The sequence below is a fragment of the Streptomyces sp. NPDC048496 genome, from assembly GCF_043200055.1.
Taxonomy (GTDB): Bacteria; Actinomycetota; Actinomycetes; order Streptomycetales; family Streptomycetaceae; genus Streptomyces.
Genome location: NZ_JBICXB010000005.1, coordinates 45232 through 59755, shown reverse-complemented (window position 1 = coordinate 59755; position 14524 = coordinate 45232). Strand labels below are relative to the sequence as shown.

At 70.7% G+C, this 14524-nt stretch carries 15 protein-coding genes; 13 read left to right on the top strand and 2 right to left on the bottom strand.

Going from position 1 to position 14524, the window contains the following annotated elements; all coding sequences use genetic code 11:
* Positions 1–15: 15 nt before the first annotated feature.
* Genes ACGFSA_RS07655 through ACGFSA_RS07645 form a run of 3 tightly spaced genes read left to right on the top strand, consistent with a single transcriptional unit; the run spans position 16 to position 2862 of the window.
* Entirely contained in the window at positions 16–1194 is a 1179-nt protein-coding gene (locus ACGFSA_RS07655; RefSeq protein ID WP_393301121.1) for a cytochrome P450, read from the top strand.
* 16 nt (positions 1195–1210) lie between these two features.
* Complete coding sequence (locus ACGFSA_RS07650; RefSeq protein WP_384364332.1) at positions 1211–1630, top strand: PaaI family thioesterase; 420 nt, start codon at positions 1211–1213, stop codon at positions 1628–1630.
* 11 nt (positions 1631–1641) lie between these two features.
* A complete protein-coding gene (locus ACGFSA_RS07645; RefSeq protein ID WP_393301118.1) occupies positions 1642–2862 on the top strand; it encodes a cytochrome P450 in 1221 nt (406 codons plus the stop codon).
* A 13-nt stretch (positions 2863–2875) separates the two neighbouring features.
* Here ACGFSA_RS07645 and ACGFSA_RS07640 read toward each other — a convergent pair whose 3' ends face one another.
* Positions 2876–3883 (bottom strand): Gfo/Idh/MocA family oxidoreductase, encoded by a 1008-nt coding sequence (locus ACGFSA_RS07640; protein ID WP_393301115.1) that lies wholly within the window; start codon positions 3881–3883, stop codon positions 2876–2878.
* 219 nt (positions 3884–4102) lie between these two features.
* Here ACGFSA_RS07640 and ACGFSA_RS07635 point away from each other — a divergent pair, with 219 nt between their 5' ends.
* From ACGFSA_RS07635 to ACGFSA_RS07590, 10 genes are all read left to right on the top strand, one after another.
* On the top strand, positions 4103–4867 hold the full coding sequence (locus tag ACGFSA_RS07635) for a GntR family transcriptional regulator (protein WP_393301112.1): 765 nt from the start codon (positions 4103–4105) through the stop codon (positions 4865–4867).
* A 92-nt stretch (positions 4868–4959) separates the two neighbouring features.
* Positions 4960–5976 (top strand): sugar ABC transporter substrate-binding protein, encoded by a 1017-nt coding sequence (locus ACGFSA_RS07630; RefSeq protein WP_393301109.1) that lies wholly within the window; start codon positions 4960–4962, stop codon positions 5974–5976.
* A 194-nt stretch (positions 5977–6170) separates the two neighbouring features.
* Complete coding sequence (locus tag ACGFSA_RS07625) at positions 6171–7154, top strand: sugar ABC transporter substrate-binding protein (RefSeq protein ID WP_393301106.1); 984 nt, start codon at positions 6171–6173, stop codon at positions 7152–7154.
* A complete protein-coding gene (locus tag ACGFSA_RS07620) occupies positions 7151–8203 on the top strand; it encodes an ABC transporter permease (RefSeq protein WP_393301103.1) in 1053 nt (350 codons plus the stop codon). The genes ACGFSA_RS07625 and ACGFSA_RS07620 overlap by 4 nt, the downstream gene beginning before the upstream one ends.
* Positions 8170–9024, top strand: a complete 855-nt coding sequence (locus ACGFSA_RS07615) for an ATP-binding cassette domain-containing protein (RefSeq protein WP_393301100.1) — start codon at positions 8170–8172, stop codon at positions 9022–9024. Before ACGFSA_RS07620 ends, ACGFSA_RS07615 begins: the two co-directional genes overlap by 34 nt.
* 188 nt (positions 9025–9212) lie before the next feature.
* Positions 9213–10376: an ROK family glucokinase gene (locus tag ACGFSA_RS07610; RefSeq protein ID WP_393301097.1), complete on the top strand. Its 1164-nt coding sequence runs from the start codon at positions 9213–9215 to the stop codon at positions 10374–10376.
* A gap of 13 nt (positions 10377–10389) precedes the next feature.
* The gene (locus tag ACGFSA_RS07605) at positions 10390–10986 is read left to right on the top strand and encodes a hypothetical protein (RefSeq protein WP_393301094.1); all 597 of its coding nucleotides are present in this window, start codon (positions 10390–10392) and stop codon (positions 10984–10986) included.
* A gap of 333 nt (positions 10987–11319) precedes the next feature.
* On the top strand, positions 11320–12642 hold the full coding sequence (locus tag ACGFSA_RS07600; RefSeq protein ID WP_393301607.1) for an alpha/beta fold hydrolase: 1323 nt from the start codon (positions 11320–11322) through the stop codon (positions 12640–12642).
* A gap of 13 nt (positions 12643–12655) precedes the next feature.
* The gene (locus ACGFSA_RS07595) at positions 12656–13312 is read left to right on the top strand and encodes an MBL fold metallo-hydrolase (protein WP_393301091.1); all 657 of its coding nucleotides are present in this window, start codon (positions 12656–12658) and stop codon (positions 13310–13312) included.
* A 48-nt stretch (positions 13313–13360) separates the two neighbouring features.
* Positions 13361–14140: an exodeoxyribonuclease III gene (locus tag ACGFSA_RS07590; RefSeq protein WP_393301088.1), complete on the top strand. Its 780-nt coding sequence runs from the start codon at positions 13361–13363 to the stop codon at positions 14138–14140.
* Positions 14141–14213: 73 nt separating this feature from the next.
* Here ACGFSA_RS07590 and ACGFSA_RS07585 read toward each other — a convergent pair whose 3' ends face one another.
* Positions 14214–14486: a mycoredoxin gene (locus tag ACGFSA_RS07585; RefSeq protein ID WP_393301085.1), complete on the bottom strand. Its 273-nt coding sequence runs from the start codon at positions 14484–14486 to the stop codon at positions 14214–14216.
* Positions 14487–14524 lie beyond the last annotated feature (38 nt).

Genomic DNA, 14524 nt, shown 5'->3' with positions numbered 1-14524 from the left:
GGGAGGGGCTGAACCGTGTCCACAGTCGACATCGATCTTCGCGGGGTCCACGACTTCACCGCGAATCCCTATCCGACGTACGCGAAGCTGCGCTCCGAGGGCCCGGTGCACACCATCCGCACCGATGACGCCGAGCGGATCTGGCTGATCGTCGGGTACGAGGAGGGCCGCGCGGCCCTCGCCGACCAGCGGCTCAGCAAGGACTGGCGGACCTCGGACCTCTGGACCGGTGACGGCGATCCGATCAACGCCAACATGCTGGAGATGGACGCGCCGCACCACACCCGGCTGCGCAAGCTGGTCGCCCGCGAGTTCACCGCCCGAAGGATCGAGTCGCTGCGGCCGCGGGTCCAGCAGATCACCGACGAACTGCTCGACGCGATGGTGCCCGCAGGGCGCGGCGACCTCGTCGACGCGCTCGCCTTCCCGCTGCCGATGACCGTCATCTGCGAGCTGATCGGCGTGCCGGACCTGGACCGCGACCGGTTCCGCCTGCTGTCGAACGGCATCGTCGCCCCGACGTCCTCGGACACGGGAGGCGAAGCGGTCCGCGCGATGGGGGCCTATCTCGTGGGGCTCATCGAGGACAAGCGGTGCGCTCCCGGCGACGACCTGATGAGCGCGCTGATCAGAGTGCGGGACGAGGAGGGTGACGGTCTGTCGCCCGACGAACTCGTCGGCATGGCCTTCCTGCTGCTCGTCGCCGGACACGAGACCACCGTCAATCTGATCTCCAACGGGGTACGGGCCCTGCTCGCCCACCCCGGACAACTTGCCGCACTCCGCGCCGACCTCGGTCTGATCGACGGCGCGGTCGAGGAGATGCTCCGGTACGACGGACCCGTGGAGACCGCCACCTTCCGCTTCGCCCGGGAGCCGGTCGAGATCGGCAACCGGACCATTCCGGCGGGCGAGGCGATCCTGGTCGCCCTGGCCGGTGGCGACCGCGACCCCGCTCGCTACCCGGACCCGGACCACTTCGACATCAGCCGCGACGCCCAGGGCCACCTGGCCTTCGGCCACGGCATGCACTTCTGCATGGGGGCGCCGCTGGCCCGGATGGAGGGCCGGATCGCGATTCGTACGCTGCTGGAGCGGTGCCCGGATCTCGCACTCGACCCGGCCGGTGCAGAGCTGGACTGGCTGCCCGGGATGCTGATCCGAGGGGTCCGGCAGCTGCCGGTGCGCTGGTGAGATAAGAAGGCTTGTCATGAGCGGACTTGACATGCAGATGGCGCAGAAGGTCCTCGACAGCCAGCCGTTCAGCGGGCTCGTCGGGGCACGGATCACCGCCTTCGGGGGCGGCGCCGCCACCCTCGAAGTGGACATCCGGCAGGAGCTCCAGCAGCAGAACGGCTTTGTGCACGGCGGCGTGCTGTCGTACGCCGCCGACAACTCGATCACCTTCGCCGCCGGAACGACCCTCGGGCCGGCCGTACTGACCGGTGGCTTCTCGATCCAGTACATCCGTCCGGCCACCGGTCGCACCCTGATCGCCCGCGCCACCGTCGTCCACACCGGCCGTCGCCAGGCGGTGGTCCGCTGCGATCTGTTCGCCGCGGCGGACGACGGCGCGGAAGCCCTGTGCGCGGTCGCCCAGGGAACCGTGCTCTCCGCCCGGACGCAGTGAAGGGACCCTCCTTGACCAGTCGAGCGACCGAAGCGACCGAATCCGTGGATGTCGTCGATCTCGCCGCGCTCGGTGAGACGTTCACCCGCGACCCTCACCCCGTCTACGCCGCGCTCCGGGAGCGTGGACCCGTCCACCGGATCCGGATACCGGAAGGCACCGACGCCTGGCTCGTCGTCGGATACGAAGAAGGCCGCACCGCGCTCGCGGACCCGCGGCTGTCCAAGCAGTGGGACAACGCCTCACCCGCCCTGGGCGTCAGCAAGGTCTCCGCCGGGACGTCCATGCTCAGCTCGGACGCCCCTGTGCACACCCGGCTGCGCAAGCTGGTGACCCGCGAGTTCACCCCGCGCCGCATGGAGCAACTCGCTCCACGGATCCAGGAGATGACCGACGAACTGCTCGACCGGATGCTGGCGGAACCGGACCGCAGGACCGACCTCGTCGAAGCGCTGTCCTTCCCGCTGCCGATGTCCGTCATCTGCGAACTGCTCGGGGTCCCGTTCCTGGACCGCGGGTCGTTCCGTGAATGGTCCAACATCGCTGTGTCGTCGGTCGACGCGGCGGCGCGGGTGGCCGCCACCGGGGACATGACCCGCTACATGGCGGGGCTGCTGGCCGACAAGCGCGCACAGCCCGGCGACGACCTGATGAGCGCGCTGATCCACACGGCGGACGACGACGGCGACCGGCTCTCCGAGGACGAGCTGATGGGCATGGCCTGGCTGCTGCTCGTCGCCGGACACGAGACCACGGTCAACCTCATCTCCAACGGCGTTCTGGCTCTCCTCGGTCACCCGGACCAACTGTCCGCGCTGCGCGCCGATTTCGGACTCATCGACAACGCGGTGGAGGAGACGCTGCGCTACGAGGGGCCGGTCGAGACCCCCACGTACCGGTTCACCACCGAGCCGCTCGACATCGGCGGCACCGTCGTTCCCGGCGGCGGCGAACTGGTCCTGATCGCGATGGCCGACGCCAACCGCGACCCGGCCCGCTTCGAGGACGCCGACCTTTTCGACATCACCAGGGACGCCCGCGGCCATGTCGCCTTCGGCCACGGCATCCACTACTGCCTGGGCGCGCCCCTGGCCCGCATCGGGGCCCGGATCGCGATCAGATCCCTGCTGGAGCGCTGCCCCGGCCTGGCCCTGGACGCGCATCCCGCCGCCCTGACCTGGCGAACGGGCATGCTGATCCGGGGTCCCGAGCGGCTGCCGGTCGCCTGGTAGCGAATCCGCACCGTCAGTCGGTGCGGATTTCCGCCACCGCCACCGGCCGGTGCTCGCGCCGGGACAGCTCGCACGCCTCCGCGATCCGCAGCGCGTGCAGAGCCTCCCGGCCGTCGCACGGGTTGGCCGCCTCGCCCCGCACCACCCTTACGAACGCGTCCAGTTCCGCCTCGTACGCCGCGGCGAACCGCTCCAGGAACCCCGGCCACGGCTTGGCCGGGGCGGCGGGGCCCTGGGGTTCCACTGACGTCAGCGGCGTACGGTCGTCCAGACCGACCGCGACCTGGTCGAGCTCGCCCGCCAGCTCCATCCGTACGTCGTACCCGGCGCCGTTGCACCGGGTCGCCGTCGCCGTCGCCAGTGAGGAGTCGTCGAGGGTCAGCAGTGCCGCCGCCGTGTCGACATCGCCCGCCGCCCGGAACATAGAGGGACCGGCATCCGAACCCGTGGCGTACACCTCCACCACCTCGCGGCCCGTCACCCACCGCAGGATGTCGAAGTCATGGACCAGACAGTCCCGGAACAGGCCGCCGGAGTGCGGCAGATACGCGGCGGGCGGCGGCGCCGGATCGGACGTCATGGCCCGTACGGTGTGGAGCCTGCCCAGTGCCCCGCTCCGCACGGCGGTGCGCGCCGCACCATACCCGGCGTCGAAGCGGCGCATGAAGCCCAGTTGGAGTACGCTCCCGGCCCGCTCGACCTCGTGCAGGGCGCCCAGCGTCCCCGCCAGATCCAGTGCGATGGGCTTCTCGCAGAACGCCGGCAGGCCCGCCCGTGCGGCCAGTCCGATCAGCTCCGCATGCGCCGAGGTGGCCGAGGCGATCACGACGGCATCCACCCTCGCGCCCAGCACCTCGGCCGCGGACCCGACAACTGTCGCGCGGCCGATGCGGTCCGCGACCCGGGCTGCCCGTGCCCCGTCGGTGTCCGTCACCACCAAGGTGTCCACCTCGGGGTGGCGGGCCAGCGCGCCCGCGTGGAAGGAACCGATCCGGCCGGTGCCGATGAGTCCGATGCGCATGGACCCAACGTGCCGCCCACCAGCTGCGCTGTCAACTATATGTCCTGACAAACTGGGGTGTGTTCGATGGATCGAGCCGTAGCACCCACACCCCGTACGGCTCCGGCGTCACATCGGTTTCACGGGCGGGGCCACGCGATGCGGCGAGGGCGCTGGATTGTCCGGACAACAGGACGACCTGACTACCGGTGCTCCGGACGTGACAGCTACGCTCCTGCCGTGTCCAAACCCACCGCCGACCCCGCCGCCCTCGAACTCGGCGTGGACCGCAGCAGCCCGGTCCCGCTCTACTACCAGCTGGCCCAGCAGCTGGAGGCCGCCATCGAGAAGGGCCGGCTCGCCCCCGGCAGTCTCCTCGGCAACGAGATCGAGCTCGCGGCCCGGCTCGGCCTGTCCCGCCCGACCGTCCGCCAGGCCATCCAGTCGCTCGTCGACAAGGGGCTGATGGTCCGTCGCCGCGGGGTGGGCACCCAGGTCGTCCACAGCCAGGTCCGGCGTCCGCTCGAACTGAGCAGCCTGTACGACGACCTGGAGGCGGCCGGGCAGCGCCCCACCACCCGCGTCCTGCGCAACACGGTCGAGCCCGCCCCCGCCCCCGCCGCCCCCGCCGCCGCCCTCGGCGTCCCGGAAGGCACCGAGGTCCACCTCGTCGAACGGCTGCGGTCCGCGCACGGCGAACCGATGGCCCTGCTCCGCAACCACCTGCCGGCCGGCCTCGTCGACCTGTCCACCGAACGACTGGAGGCCACCGGCCTCTACCGGATGCTGCGGGCCGCCGGAGTCACCCTGCACAGCGCCCGCCAGACCGTCGGCGCCCGCCTCGCCACGGCCGAGGAGGCGGCACAGCTCGCCGAGCCCGAGGGCGCCCCGCTGCTGACCATGGAACGCACCACGTACGACGACACCGGACGGGCGGTCGAATTCGGCTCGCACATCTACCGGGCGTCGCGCTACGCCTTCGATTTCCAGCTGCTTGTCCGCTGACGCCCGCATATCGGCCCGTTGACGGGGTCCCCGCTCCTCGCTACAACTCCCCAAGCCGCACTCGGGCGGCCGGGAGAGAAGGCGGACCCACCATGCGTACTCCTCGCAAGGCAGCACCCCTGATCGCCATCTGCACCATCACCCTCGCCGTCACCGCCGCCGTCGGCGGATGCAGCAGCTCCGGCGGCAAGAGTTCCGAGGACAGGTCCGGCAGCGGCAGCGGGCAGGGAGCCAAGGGCGTCTCCACGCCCCGGATGAAGATCGCGATGATCACGCACTCGGGGGAGGGCGACACCTTCTGGGACATCGTCCAGAGCGGTGCGAAGCAGGCGGCGGCCAAGGACAACATCGAGTTCCTGTACTCCGCGAACAAGGAGGGCAAGGAGCAGGCCCAGCTCGTCCAGGCCGCCATCGACCAGAAGGTCGACGGCATCGTCGTCACCCTCGCCAAACCGGAAGCCCTGGCGGACGTCGTCGCCAAGGCCGTGAAGGCGGGTATCCCCGTCGTCACCATCAACTCGGGCGCGCAGTTCTCCAAGGGCGTCGGCGCGATCGGCCATATCGGGCAGGACGAGCAGGTCGCCGGCGAGGCCGTCGGTGAGGAGCTCAACAAGCGGGGCCGCAAGAAGGCCGTCTGTGTCATCCACGAACAGGGCAATGTGTCGCTGGAGGAGCGCTGCGCCGGGGTGAAGAAGACCTTCAAGGGGAGCGTCGAGAACCTCAGCATCGAAGGCACCAACATGCCCGCCTCCACGTCCTCCATCGAGGCGAAGCTCCAGGCCGACCACGGCATCGACACGGTCGTCACCCTCGGCGCGCCGTTCGCCGCCGCCTCCGTCAAGGCCAAGGAGGGCTCCGGCTCCAAGGCCGAGGTCGACACGTTCGATCTCAACGCCGAGGTCGTCAAACGGCTGAAGGCCTCCGAGGTCGGCTTCGCCGTCGACCAGCAGCCCTACCTCCAGGGCTATCTCGCCGTCGACGAACTGTGGCTCGACAGGACGAACGGAAACGTCATCGGCGGCGGAAAGCCCGTGCTCACCGGCCCGGCGATCGTCACCGCCGCCGACGTACCGCAGCTGGAGAAGTACACCGCGCGCGGTACCCGGTGACCCGCGTGCGGACCGCCGTGCCCACTGTGTGCCGACACACACGGCCCGCCCCTGCCGGGCGGCGCCGAGTCGGGCTCGGGGATACTTGGCCAGCCGGACCGGGTGAAAACACCCCCGGTCGGCACCAAGCAGCACAGCGAGCAGCACAAGAAGGGCACCACGTCGTGGCAAGGGTTCGGACAGGGGTACGTGCGATGGGCGCCGTGCTTGCGGCGGTGCTCGGGGCCTCCCTCGTGGGATGCAGCAGCACCGGTGGCAAGCGGGCGGAGGAGCGCGCGGCCCAGGCCGCCGCCGAAGGCCGGTCCGCGGTGAACACACCCCGCTGGACCTTCGCCATGGTCACCCACTCGGGCGATGGCGACACCTTCTGGGACATCGTCCAGAGCGGTGCGAAGCAGGCGGCCGTCAAGGACAACATCAAGTTCCTGTACTCGCACAACGACGAGGCGCAGCAGCAGGCCCAGCTCGTCCAGGCCGCCATCGACCAGAAGGTCGACGGGCTGATCGTCACGCTCGCCAAGCCCGACGCGTTGAAGGACGTCGTCGCCAAGGCGACCCGGGCCGGGATACCGGTGATCACGGTGAACTCGGGCTCCGCGGAGTCCAGGGCGTTCGGCGCGCTCACCCACATCGGCCAGGACGAGTCCATCGCGGGCGAGGCCGTCGGCGACGAGCTCAACGCGCGCGGTCGCAAGAAGGCCCTGTGCATCCTGCACGAGCAGGGCAACGTCGGGCACGAGCAGCGCTGCGCCGGGGCGAAGAAGACCTTCGACGGGCAGATGCAGAACCTGTACGTCGAGGGCACCAACATGCCCGACGTCCAGGCGTCCATCGAGGCGAAGCTCCAGGCCGACAAGAGCATCGACGCGGTCGTCACCCTGGGTGCGCCATTCGCCGACGCCGCTGTGAAGGCGAAGCAGACCGCCGGGTCCAAGGCCGAGATCGACACCTTCGACCTGAACGCCAAGGTCGCCGCCGCACTCCAGGACAAGACCCTGGGCTTCGCCGTGGACCAGCAGCCTTACCTCCAGGGGTACGAGGCCGTCGACCTGCTCTGGCTCTACCGCTACAACCGCAATGTGCTCGGCGGCGGCAGCCCCGTCCTCACCGGCCCGCAGATCATCACCTCGAAGGACGCCGCCCAGCTGGCGGAGTACACGAAGCGGGGGACCCGATGACCACGACGGAGCAACCACCCGCCCCGTCCGGGGCCGACGAGCGGCTGCTGCGCACCTCACCGCTGCGCAGGCTCCTGGGCCGCCCCGAACTCGGATCGGTCGTCGGCGCCGCGGCCGTCTTCCTCTTCTTCTCGATCGTCGCCGACAGCTTCCTGCGCGCGTCCAGCCTGGGCACGGTGCTCTACGCGGCGTCCACCATCGGGATCATGGCGGCGCCGGTTGCCCTGTTGATGATCGGCGGCGAGTTCGACCTCTCCGCCGGTGTGCTGGTCACCAGCTCCGCGCTGGTCTCGTCGATGTTCAGCTACCAGATGACGGCCAACGTCTGGGTCGGCGTCTTCGTGTCGCTGCTGGTGACCCTGGCCATCGGCGCGTTCAACGGGCTCATGCTGACCCGCACCAAACTTCCGAGCTTCATCATCACGCTCGGCACGTTCCTGATGCTGACCGGTCTCAACCTCGGCTTCACCAAGCTGATCAGCGGCACCGTGTCGACGAAGTCCATCGGCGACATGGAGGGCTTCGGCTCGGCCCGCAAGGTCTTCGCCTCGGAGTGGACCGTCGGCGGGGTCGAGTTCAAGGTGACCATCCTGTGGTGGGCGGTGCTCGTGGCGATCGCCACCGGAATCCTGCTCCGTACCCGCTTCGGGAACTGGATCTTCGCCGTCGGCGGCGAGGCCGACGCGGCCCGCGCGGTCGGCGTCCCGGTGATCCGTACCAAGGTCGGGCTGTACCTCGGGGTCGCCTTCGCCGCCTGGGTCTCCGGGCAGCATCTGCTGTTCTCGTACGACGTGGTGCAGTCCGGTGAGGGCGTCGGCAACGAGCTGACGTACATCATCGCGGCCGTCATCGGCGGCTGCCTGATCACTGGAGGTTACGGCTCCGCCATCGGCTCGGCGGTCGGCGCGTTCATCTTCGGCATGACCAGCAAGGGCATCGTGTACGCGGAGTGGAACCCGGACTGGTTCAAGTTCTTCCTCGGAGCCATGCTGCTCCTGGCCACCCTGCTCAACGCATGGGTACGCAAGCGCGCGGAGGCGACGAAATGACGACCCCGGCCCCCCCGGCGCTGATCGAGCTGGACCACGTCAGCAAGTTCTACGGCAACATCAAGGCGCTCCAGGACGTCTCGCTGGAGGTCCGCGCGGGCGAGATCTCCTGCGTACTGGGCGACAACGGCGCGGGCAAGTCCACCCTCATCAAGATCATCGCGGGCCTGCACCGGCACGACGCCGGCACGTTCCTCATCGACGGTGAGGAGACCACGCTCGCCAATCCGCGCGACGCCCTCGACCGGGGCATCGCCACGGTCTACCAGGACCTGGCCGTCGTCCCGCTGATGCCCGTCTGGCGGAACTTCTTCCTCGGCTCCGAGCCGACGACGGGTGTCGGCCCGTTCAAGACGCTCGACGTCCGGCAGATGCGCGAGACCACCCGCTCCGAACTGCTGCGCATGGGCATCGACCTGCGCGACGTCGACCAGCCGATCGGCACTCTGTCCGGCGGCGAGCGCCAGTGCGTCGCCATCGCGCGCGCCGTCTACTTCGGTGCCAAGGTGCTCGTCCTGGACGAGCCCACCGCGGCGCTCGGCGTCAAGCAGTCCGGGGTCGTGCTCAAGTACGTCGCGGCCGCCCGGGACGCCGGACTCGGCGTGGTTCTCATCACGCACAACCCGCACCATGCGTATCTGGTCGGTGACCGGTTCGTGCTGCTCAAGCGAGGTGCCATGTCCGGCAGCCACGCCAAGGACGGCATCACGCTGGACGAGCTGACCCGCCAGATGGCGGGGGGCAGCGAGCTCGAGGAGCTCAGCCACGAGCTGCGGCGGGCCACGTCACCGGGGCGCCCGGACACCGACGACACTCCTTAGGGGTGTCCGGCGGATCACGGCCGGGGTCGACCCTGATCCGCCGGACACCCCCTGGGGCGGGGCGCCACCGGGGCGCCGCGGACCCGGGCCGCCCGCCCCGGCGCCCCGGCAGTGGCAGAATCGAGCCTGACGGGCGCCGTTCGTCGCCGGGAGCACCACCACCCGGCCCCCCAGACCCCGCAGGGACGATGAGCACGTACCGCGACTTCACACACCGCGGCTCCGCCCGCGCCACCGTCCTGCGGACCGTCGGCACCCGCGAGCGGCGCTCGCACCTCACCGCGCCCCGGGTGCCCACCGTCGGCATCGACATCGGGGGTACGAAGGTGATGGCGGGTGTCGTCGACGCCGACGGCAACATCCTGGAGCAGTTGCGCACCGAGACACCCGACAAGTCCAAGAGCCCCAAGGTCGTCGAGGACACCATCGTCGAGCTGGTCCTCGATCTCTCCGACCGGCACGATGTGCACGCCGTCGGCATCGGCGCGGCGGGCTGGGTCGACGCGGACCGCTCCAAGGTGCTGTTCGCCCCGCACCTCGCCTGGCGTGACGAACCCCTCAGGGACGCCCTCGCCTCCCGTCTCGTCGTCCCCGTCATGGTCGACAACGACGCGAACACCGCCGCCTGGGCGGAATGGCGCTTCGGCGCCGGGCGCGGCGAGGACCATCTGGTCATGATCACGCTCGGCACCGGCATCGGCGGCGCGATCCTGGAGGACGGTCAGGTCAAGCGCGGCAAGTACGGCGTCGCCGGTGAGTTCGGCCACATGCAGGTGGTGCCCGGCGGGCACCGCTGTCCCTGCGGGAACCGCGGCTGCTGGGAGCAGTACAGCTCCGGCAACGCCCTGGTCCGCGAGGCCCGGGAGCTGGCCGCCGCGGATTCCCCGGTCGCCCACGGCATCATCGAGCGCGTCAAGGGGAACATCCCCGAGATCACCGGGCCGCTCATCACCGAACTGGCCCGGGAGGGCGATGCGATGTGCATCGAGCTCCTCCAGGACATCGGCCAGTGGCTCGGCGTCGGCATCGCCAATCTGGCCGCCGCGCTCGACCCCTCCTGCTTCGTCATCGGCGGCGGTGTGAGCGCCGCGGACGATCTGCTGATCGGCCCCGCCAGGGACGCCTTCAAACGCCATCTCACCGGCCGCGGCTACCGCCCCGAGGCCCGGATCGCCAAGGCGCAGCTCGGCCCGGAGGCAGGTATGGTCGGCGCCGCCGACCTGGCCCGGCTGGTCGCGCGGAGGTTCCGCCGCACCAACCGCCGTCGCGTCGAGCGGTACGAGCGGTATGCGCAGATCTACGACCAGGCCGCGAGCACCATCCGCTCCACGCGCAACACCCGCACCTCCTAGGGATTCCCAGCACATGACCACAGTCGAGCACCCCGTTGTGCCGCGCCAGTCCTCGCCGCCCGGCGAGGACGGCGGCAGGCCCCCGCAGGACCGGCGCCGGACGATCCGCCGACGCCTGATCACGGCGACCATCATCGTGCTGCTGATCGGCGTCCCCGCCGGCTATCTGCTGGTCTCCGCAGGGCAGAGCCGCCGCTCCGGTCAGGACAAGGAGGCCGAGGCCGCCGCACAGGGGATGCACGAGGGCTGGCCGTCCCGGATGCAGCGCAGGACCTTCGAACTGCCGATCCCCGGCAACGCCCGGGACGTCCAGTACTACGAGACCAACAACTGGAAGGCCAGCCGGATGTACGTGCAGTTCCGCACGACGTCCGCCGGGCTCGACCGGTTCCTCAGCGGTCTCGGCAGCGGTCGCGCCGCCCTGAAGGACAGCGAGGTCACCGTCGGTGCCCGCGACGCCAAGATCGCCGACTGGTACTTCGGCCCCGGCGCCGACTGGGCGGGCACCACGCACACCAACAAGAACCCGCGTCCCACCCAGAGCATCACCGTCGACATGACCGATCCGGCATCTCCTGTCGTCTATGTCGTGTCTGCGGCCACCCCCTGACCGGAGGCCTACAGGGCGCTCACTAACCTGGAGCGAGTGAGCGATGTGAGTGAGACGAAGACCCCGCAGTCCGCGCAGTCCTTCCCCGGGCCGCAGTCCGCACCACCGGCGCAGCCGTTCCAGGGGCCGCAGACAGTGGAGCCGTTCCCGGGCCTGCAGCCCGTCGATTCGTACGCCGCCGCGCAGGGCACGCAGCCCGGGCTGCACCTCCAGCCGGTGGATCCGTCCCACGGACCGCAGACCACACCGGCGCCGCCGTCGCAGGCACAGTCGCACACCCCGTTCCAGGCCGCACACCTGCAGCCGGTTCCACCGGCCCAGCAGATGCCGCCCATGCAGCCCGTTCCGCCGACGCAGCCCGCCCCGCCTCCGCAGGCCTCCCACGCGCAGCCAGTGCACACCCTGCAGTACCGGTTCGACGGGCCGCAGGATGCCCCCGTCCTCGTCATCGGCCCGTCGCTCGGCACCACCTGGCACATGTGGGACCGGCAGATACCGGAGCTCTCCCAGCACTGGCGGATCTTCCGCTTCGACCTGCCGGGCCACGGCGGCGCCCCCGCCCACCCGGCCACCGCCGTCGGTGAGCTCTCCGACCGGCTGCTGGCCACCCTCGACGGTCTCGGTGTCCAGCGCTTCGGATACGCGGGCTGCTCCATCGGCGGCGCGATCGGCGCCGACCTCGCGCTGCGCCATCCGCACCGGGTCGCCTCGCTGGCCCTGGTCGCCGCCTCGCCCCGGTTCGGCAGCGCCGACGAGTTCCGGCAGCGCGGGGTGGTCGTCCGCACCAACGGCCTGGATCCGATGGCCCGCAGCGCGCCCGAACGCTGGTTCACCCCCGGCTTCGCCGCCGCCCAGGCCGCGATCGTCGAGTGGGCCGTCCAGATGGTCCGCACCACCGACCCCGGCTGTTACATCGCCGCCTGCGAAGCGCTCGCCGCCTTCGACATCCGTACCGAGCTCAGCCGCATCGGCGTCCCGACCCTCGTGCTGGTCGGCGCCGAGGACCGGGTCACCGGGCCCGCCGAGGCCCGGACCCTGGTCGCGGGCATACCGGACGCCCGGCTCGCCCTCGTCCCCGGAGCCTCGCACCTCGCCCCGGTCGAGCAGCCCGCCGCCGTCACCGACCTGCTCGTCACCCACTTCTCGACGAGCTGGCAGGACACCCTCGCCGCCATCCCCGCCCCGAGCACCGGCCCCGCGCTCTCCGCCCCCGTGCTGCCCATCGCGGAGATCGCCCCCGCCGCGGATCAGCCGGAGGCCGTGACCAGCGGCCGCGCCGACCCGTACGAACCGGGCATGAGGGTACGCCGCGAGGTGCTGGGCAACGCCCATGTCGACCGGGTCATGGCCGCCTCCGACGAGTTCACCGGCGAGTTCCAGGAGCTCGTCACGCGCTACGCCTGGGGGGAGACCTGGACCCGCGAGGCCCTGGACCGCCGCACCCGCAGCTGCATCACGCTCACCGCGCTGGTCACCTCCGGCCATCTGGAGAGCCTGGCCGCGCATATCAGGGCGGCCCTGCGCAACGGGCTGACCCCCGCGGAGATCAAGGAGGTGCTGCTGCAGACCGCCGTCTACTGCGGCATACCGGCCGCGGGCGCCGCGTTCACGATCGCCCAGACCGTGATTCAGGAAGAAACCCGTCCCCACCCGTAGCAGGATGGGGACCATGAACGCTGCGAACCCCGTGCACCTGACCCTGACGAAGAAGACGCACTCCTGCATCCGCCTGGAGAAGGACGGGCGCACGCTCGTCATCGACCCCGGCGGCTTCTCGGAGGAGGACGCGGCGCTCGGCGCCGACGCGCTGCTGGTGACGCACGAGCACCCCGACCACTTCGACGAGAACCGGCTGCGGGCCGGTATGGAGGCCAACCCGGCCGCGCAGATCTGGACCCTGCGCAGCGTCGCCGACCAGCTCTCCGCGGCGTTCCCCGGGCGCGTCCACACCGTCGGGCACGGGGACACGTTCTCCGCGGCCGGCTTCGACGTACAGGTGCACGGCGAACTGCACGCGGTGATCCACCCCGACATCCCGCCGATCACCAACATCGGCTTCCTGGTGGACGGTTCGCTCTTCCACCCGGGCGACGCGCTCACCGTGCCCGACCACCCCGTCGACACCCTGATGCTCCCGGTGATGGCCCCTTGGAACAAGATCTCCGAGGTCATCGACTACGTACGCGAGGTCAAGCCGCGGCGCGCCATCGACATCCACGACGCGCTGCTCACCGATCTCGCCCGCCCGATCTACGACCGGCAGATCGGCAGCCTCGGCGGCACCGACCACGGCCGGCTGGCCCCGGGTGACTCGACCGGCCTGTGACCGGCGCCGGGGCGGCGACTGTCAGTGGGAGCCGCTAGGTTTACGTACATGCGCATCGCCACGTGGAACGTCAATTCGATCACCGCCCGCCTCCCGCGGCTGCTGGCCTGGCTGGAGAGCACCGGCACGGACGTGCTGTGCATCCAGGAGACCAAGTGCGCGGCCGAGCAGTTCCCGGCGGACGAGCTGCGCGAGCTCGGCTACGAGTCCGCGGTCCACGCCACGGGCCGGTGGAACGGGGTCGCGCTGGTCTCCCGGGCGGGCTTGGCCGACGTCGTCACGGGGCTGCCCGGCGGCCCCGATTACGAGGGCGTGCAGGAGCCCCGGGCGATCTCGGCGACCTGCGGCCCGGTCCGTCTCTGGTCGGTGTACGTGCCGAACGGCCGCGAGGTCGCCCACGAGCACTACGCCTACAAGCTGCGCTGGTTCGAGGCCCTGCAGAAGGCGGTCGCCCCCGACGCCGCGGGTACCCAGCCGTTCGCGGTCCTCGGCGACTTCAACGTGGCGCCGACCGACGAGGACGTCTGGGACCCCGCCCTGTTCGAGGGCGCCACGCATGTCACCCCCGCCGAGCGCGCCGCCCTCGCCACCCTCCGCGCGGAGGGCCTCTCGGACGTGATGCCGCGCCCGCTCAAGTACGACCGCCCGTACACCTTCTGGGACTACCGCGAGCTGCGCTTCCCGAAGAACAAGGGTATGCGGATCGACCTGGTCTACGGCAACGCCCCCTTCACGGCGGCGGTCAAGGACAGCTATGTGGACCGGGAGGAGCGCAAGGGCAAGGGCGCGTCCGACCATGCGCCGGTGGTCGTCGATCTGGACCTGTGACCGCCGTCCGCTGACGTCCCGCTGATCCCGGCGCACAAGGGCGCCTTGATCAGCAACGTCCGGGGGTCCGGACCTACGACGCCTCAAGCTGCGGCGCATGGGCCCGGACCGCGTCGAGCACCTGCCGCTTGGACGGGTTGACCATCGCGTGCCCCGCCACGGACACCGTCGGAACGGTCTCGTTCCCGTCGGCGACCGAGCGGACGAATGCCGCCGCCTCGGGATCCCGCCAGATGTTTACCTCGGTGTACCTGAGGCGGGTGAACCGGAGCCGCAGGCGGAGCTTCATGCAGTACGGGCAGCCGGGCCGCCAGTAGACGACCATGCCGTCGCGCTCCTCGGTCATGCGCTTCCCCCTGTTCGCCCACGTACGAGGGCGAGCAT

Coding starts and splice junctions, on each gene's coding strand:
- ACGFSA_RS07595 (WP_393301091.1), top strand. CDS start 12,656: ATGAACGCTGCGAACCCCGTGCACCTGACCCTGACGAAGAAGACGCAC.
- ACGFSA_RS07640 (WP_393301115.1), bottom strand. CDS start 3,883: ATGCGCATCGGACTCATCGGCACCGGCCGGATCGGTTCCTTCCACGCG.
- ACGFSA_RS07615 (WP_393301100.1), top strand. CDS start 8,170: ATGGGTACGCAAGCGCGCGGAGGCGACGAAATGACGACCCCGGCCCCC.
- ACGFSA_RS07590 (WP_393301088.1), top strand. CDS start 13,361: ATGCGCATCGCCACGTGGAACGTCAATTCGATCACCGCCCGCCTCCCG.
- ACGFSA_RS07585 (WP_393301085.1), bottom strand. CDS start 14,486: ATGACCGAGGAGCGCGACGGCATGGTCGTCTACTGGCGGCCCGGCTGC.
- ACGFSA_RS07630 (WP_393301109.1), top strand. CDS start 4,960: ATGCGTACTCCTCGCAAGGCAGCACCCCTGATCGCCATCTGCACCATC.
- ACGFSA_RS07605 (WP_393301094.1), top strand. CDS start 10,390: ATGACCACAGTCGAGCACCCCGTTGTGCCGCGCCAGTCCTCGCCGCCC.
- ACGFSA_RS07650 (WP_384364332.1), top strand. CDS start 1,211: ATGAGCGGACTTGACATGCAGATGGCGCAGAAGGTCCTCGACAGCCAG.
- ACGFSA_RS07610 (WP_393301097.1), top strand. CDS start 9,213: ATGAGCACGTACCGCGACTTCACACACCGCGGCTCCGCCCGCGCCACC.
- ACGFSA_RS07600 (WP_393301607.1), top strand. CDS start 11,320: ATGCAGCCCGTTCCGCCGACGCAGCCCGCCCCGCCTCCGCAGGCCTCC.
- ACGFSA_RS07625 (WP_393301106.1), top strand. CDS start 6,171: ATGGGCGCCGTGCTTGCGGCGGTGCTCGGGGCCTCCCTCGTGGGATGC.
- ACGFSA_RS07620 (WP_393301103.1), top strand. CDS start 7,151: ATGACCACGACGGAGCAACCACCCGCCCCGTCCGGGGCCGACGAGCGG.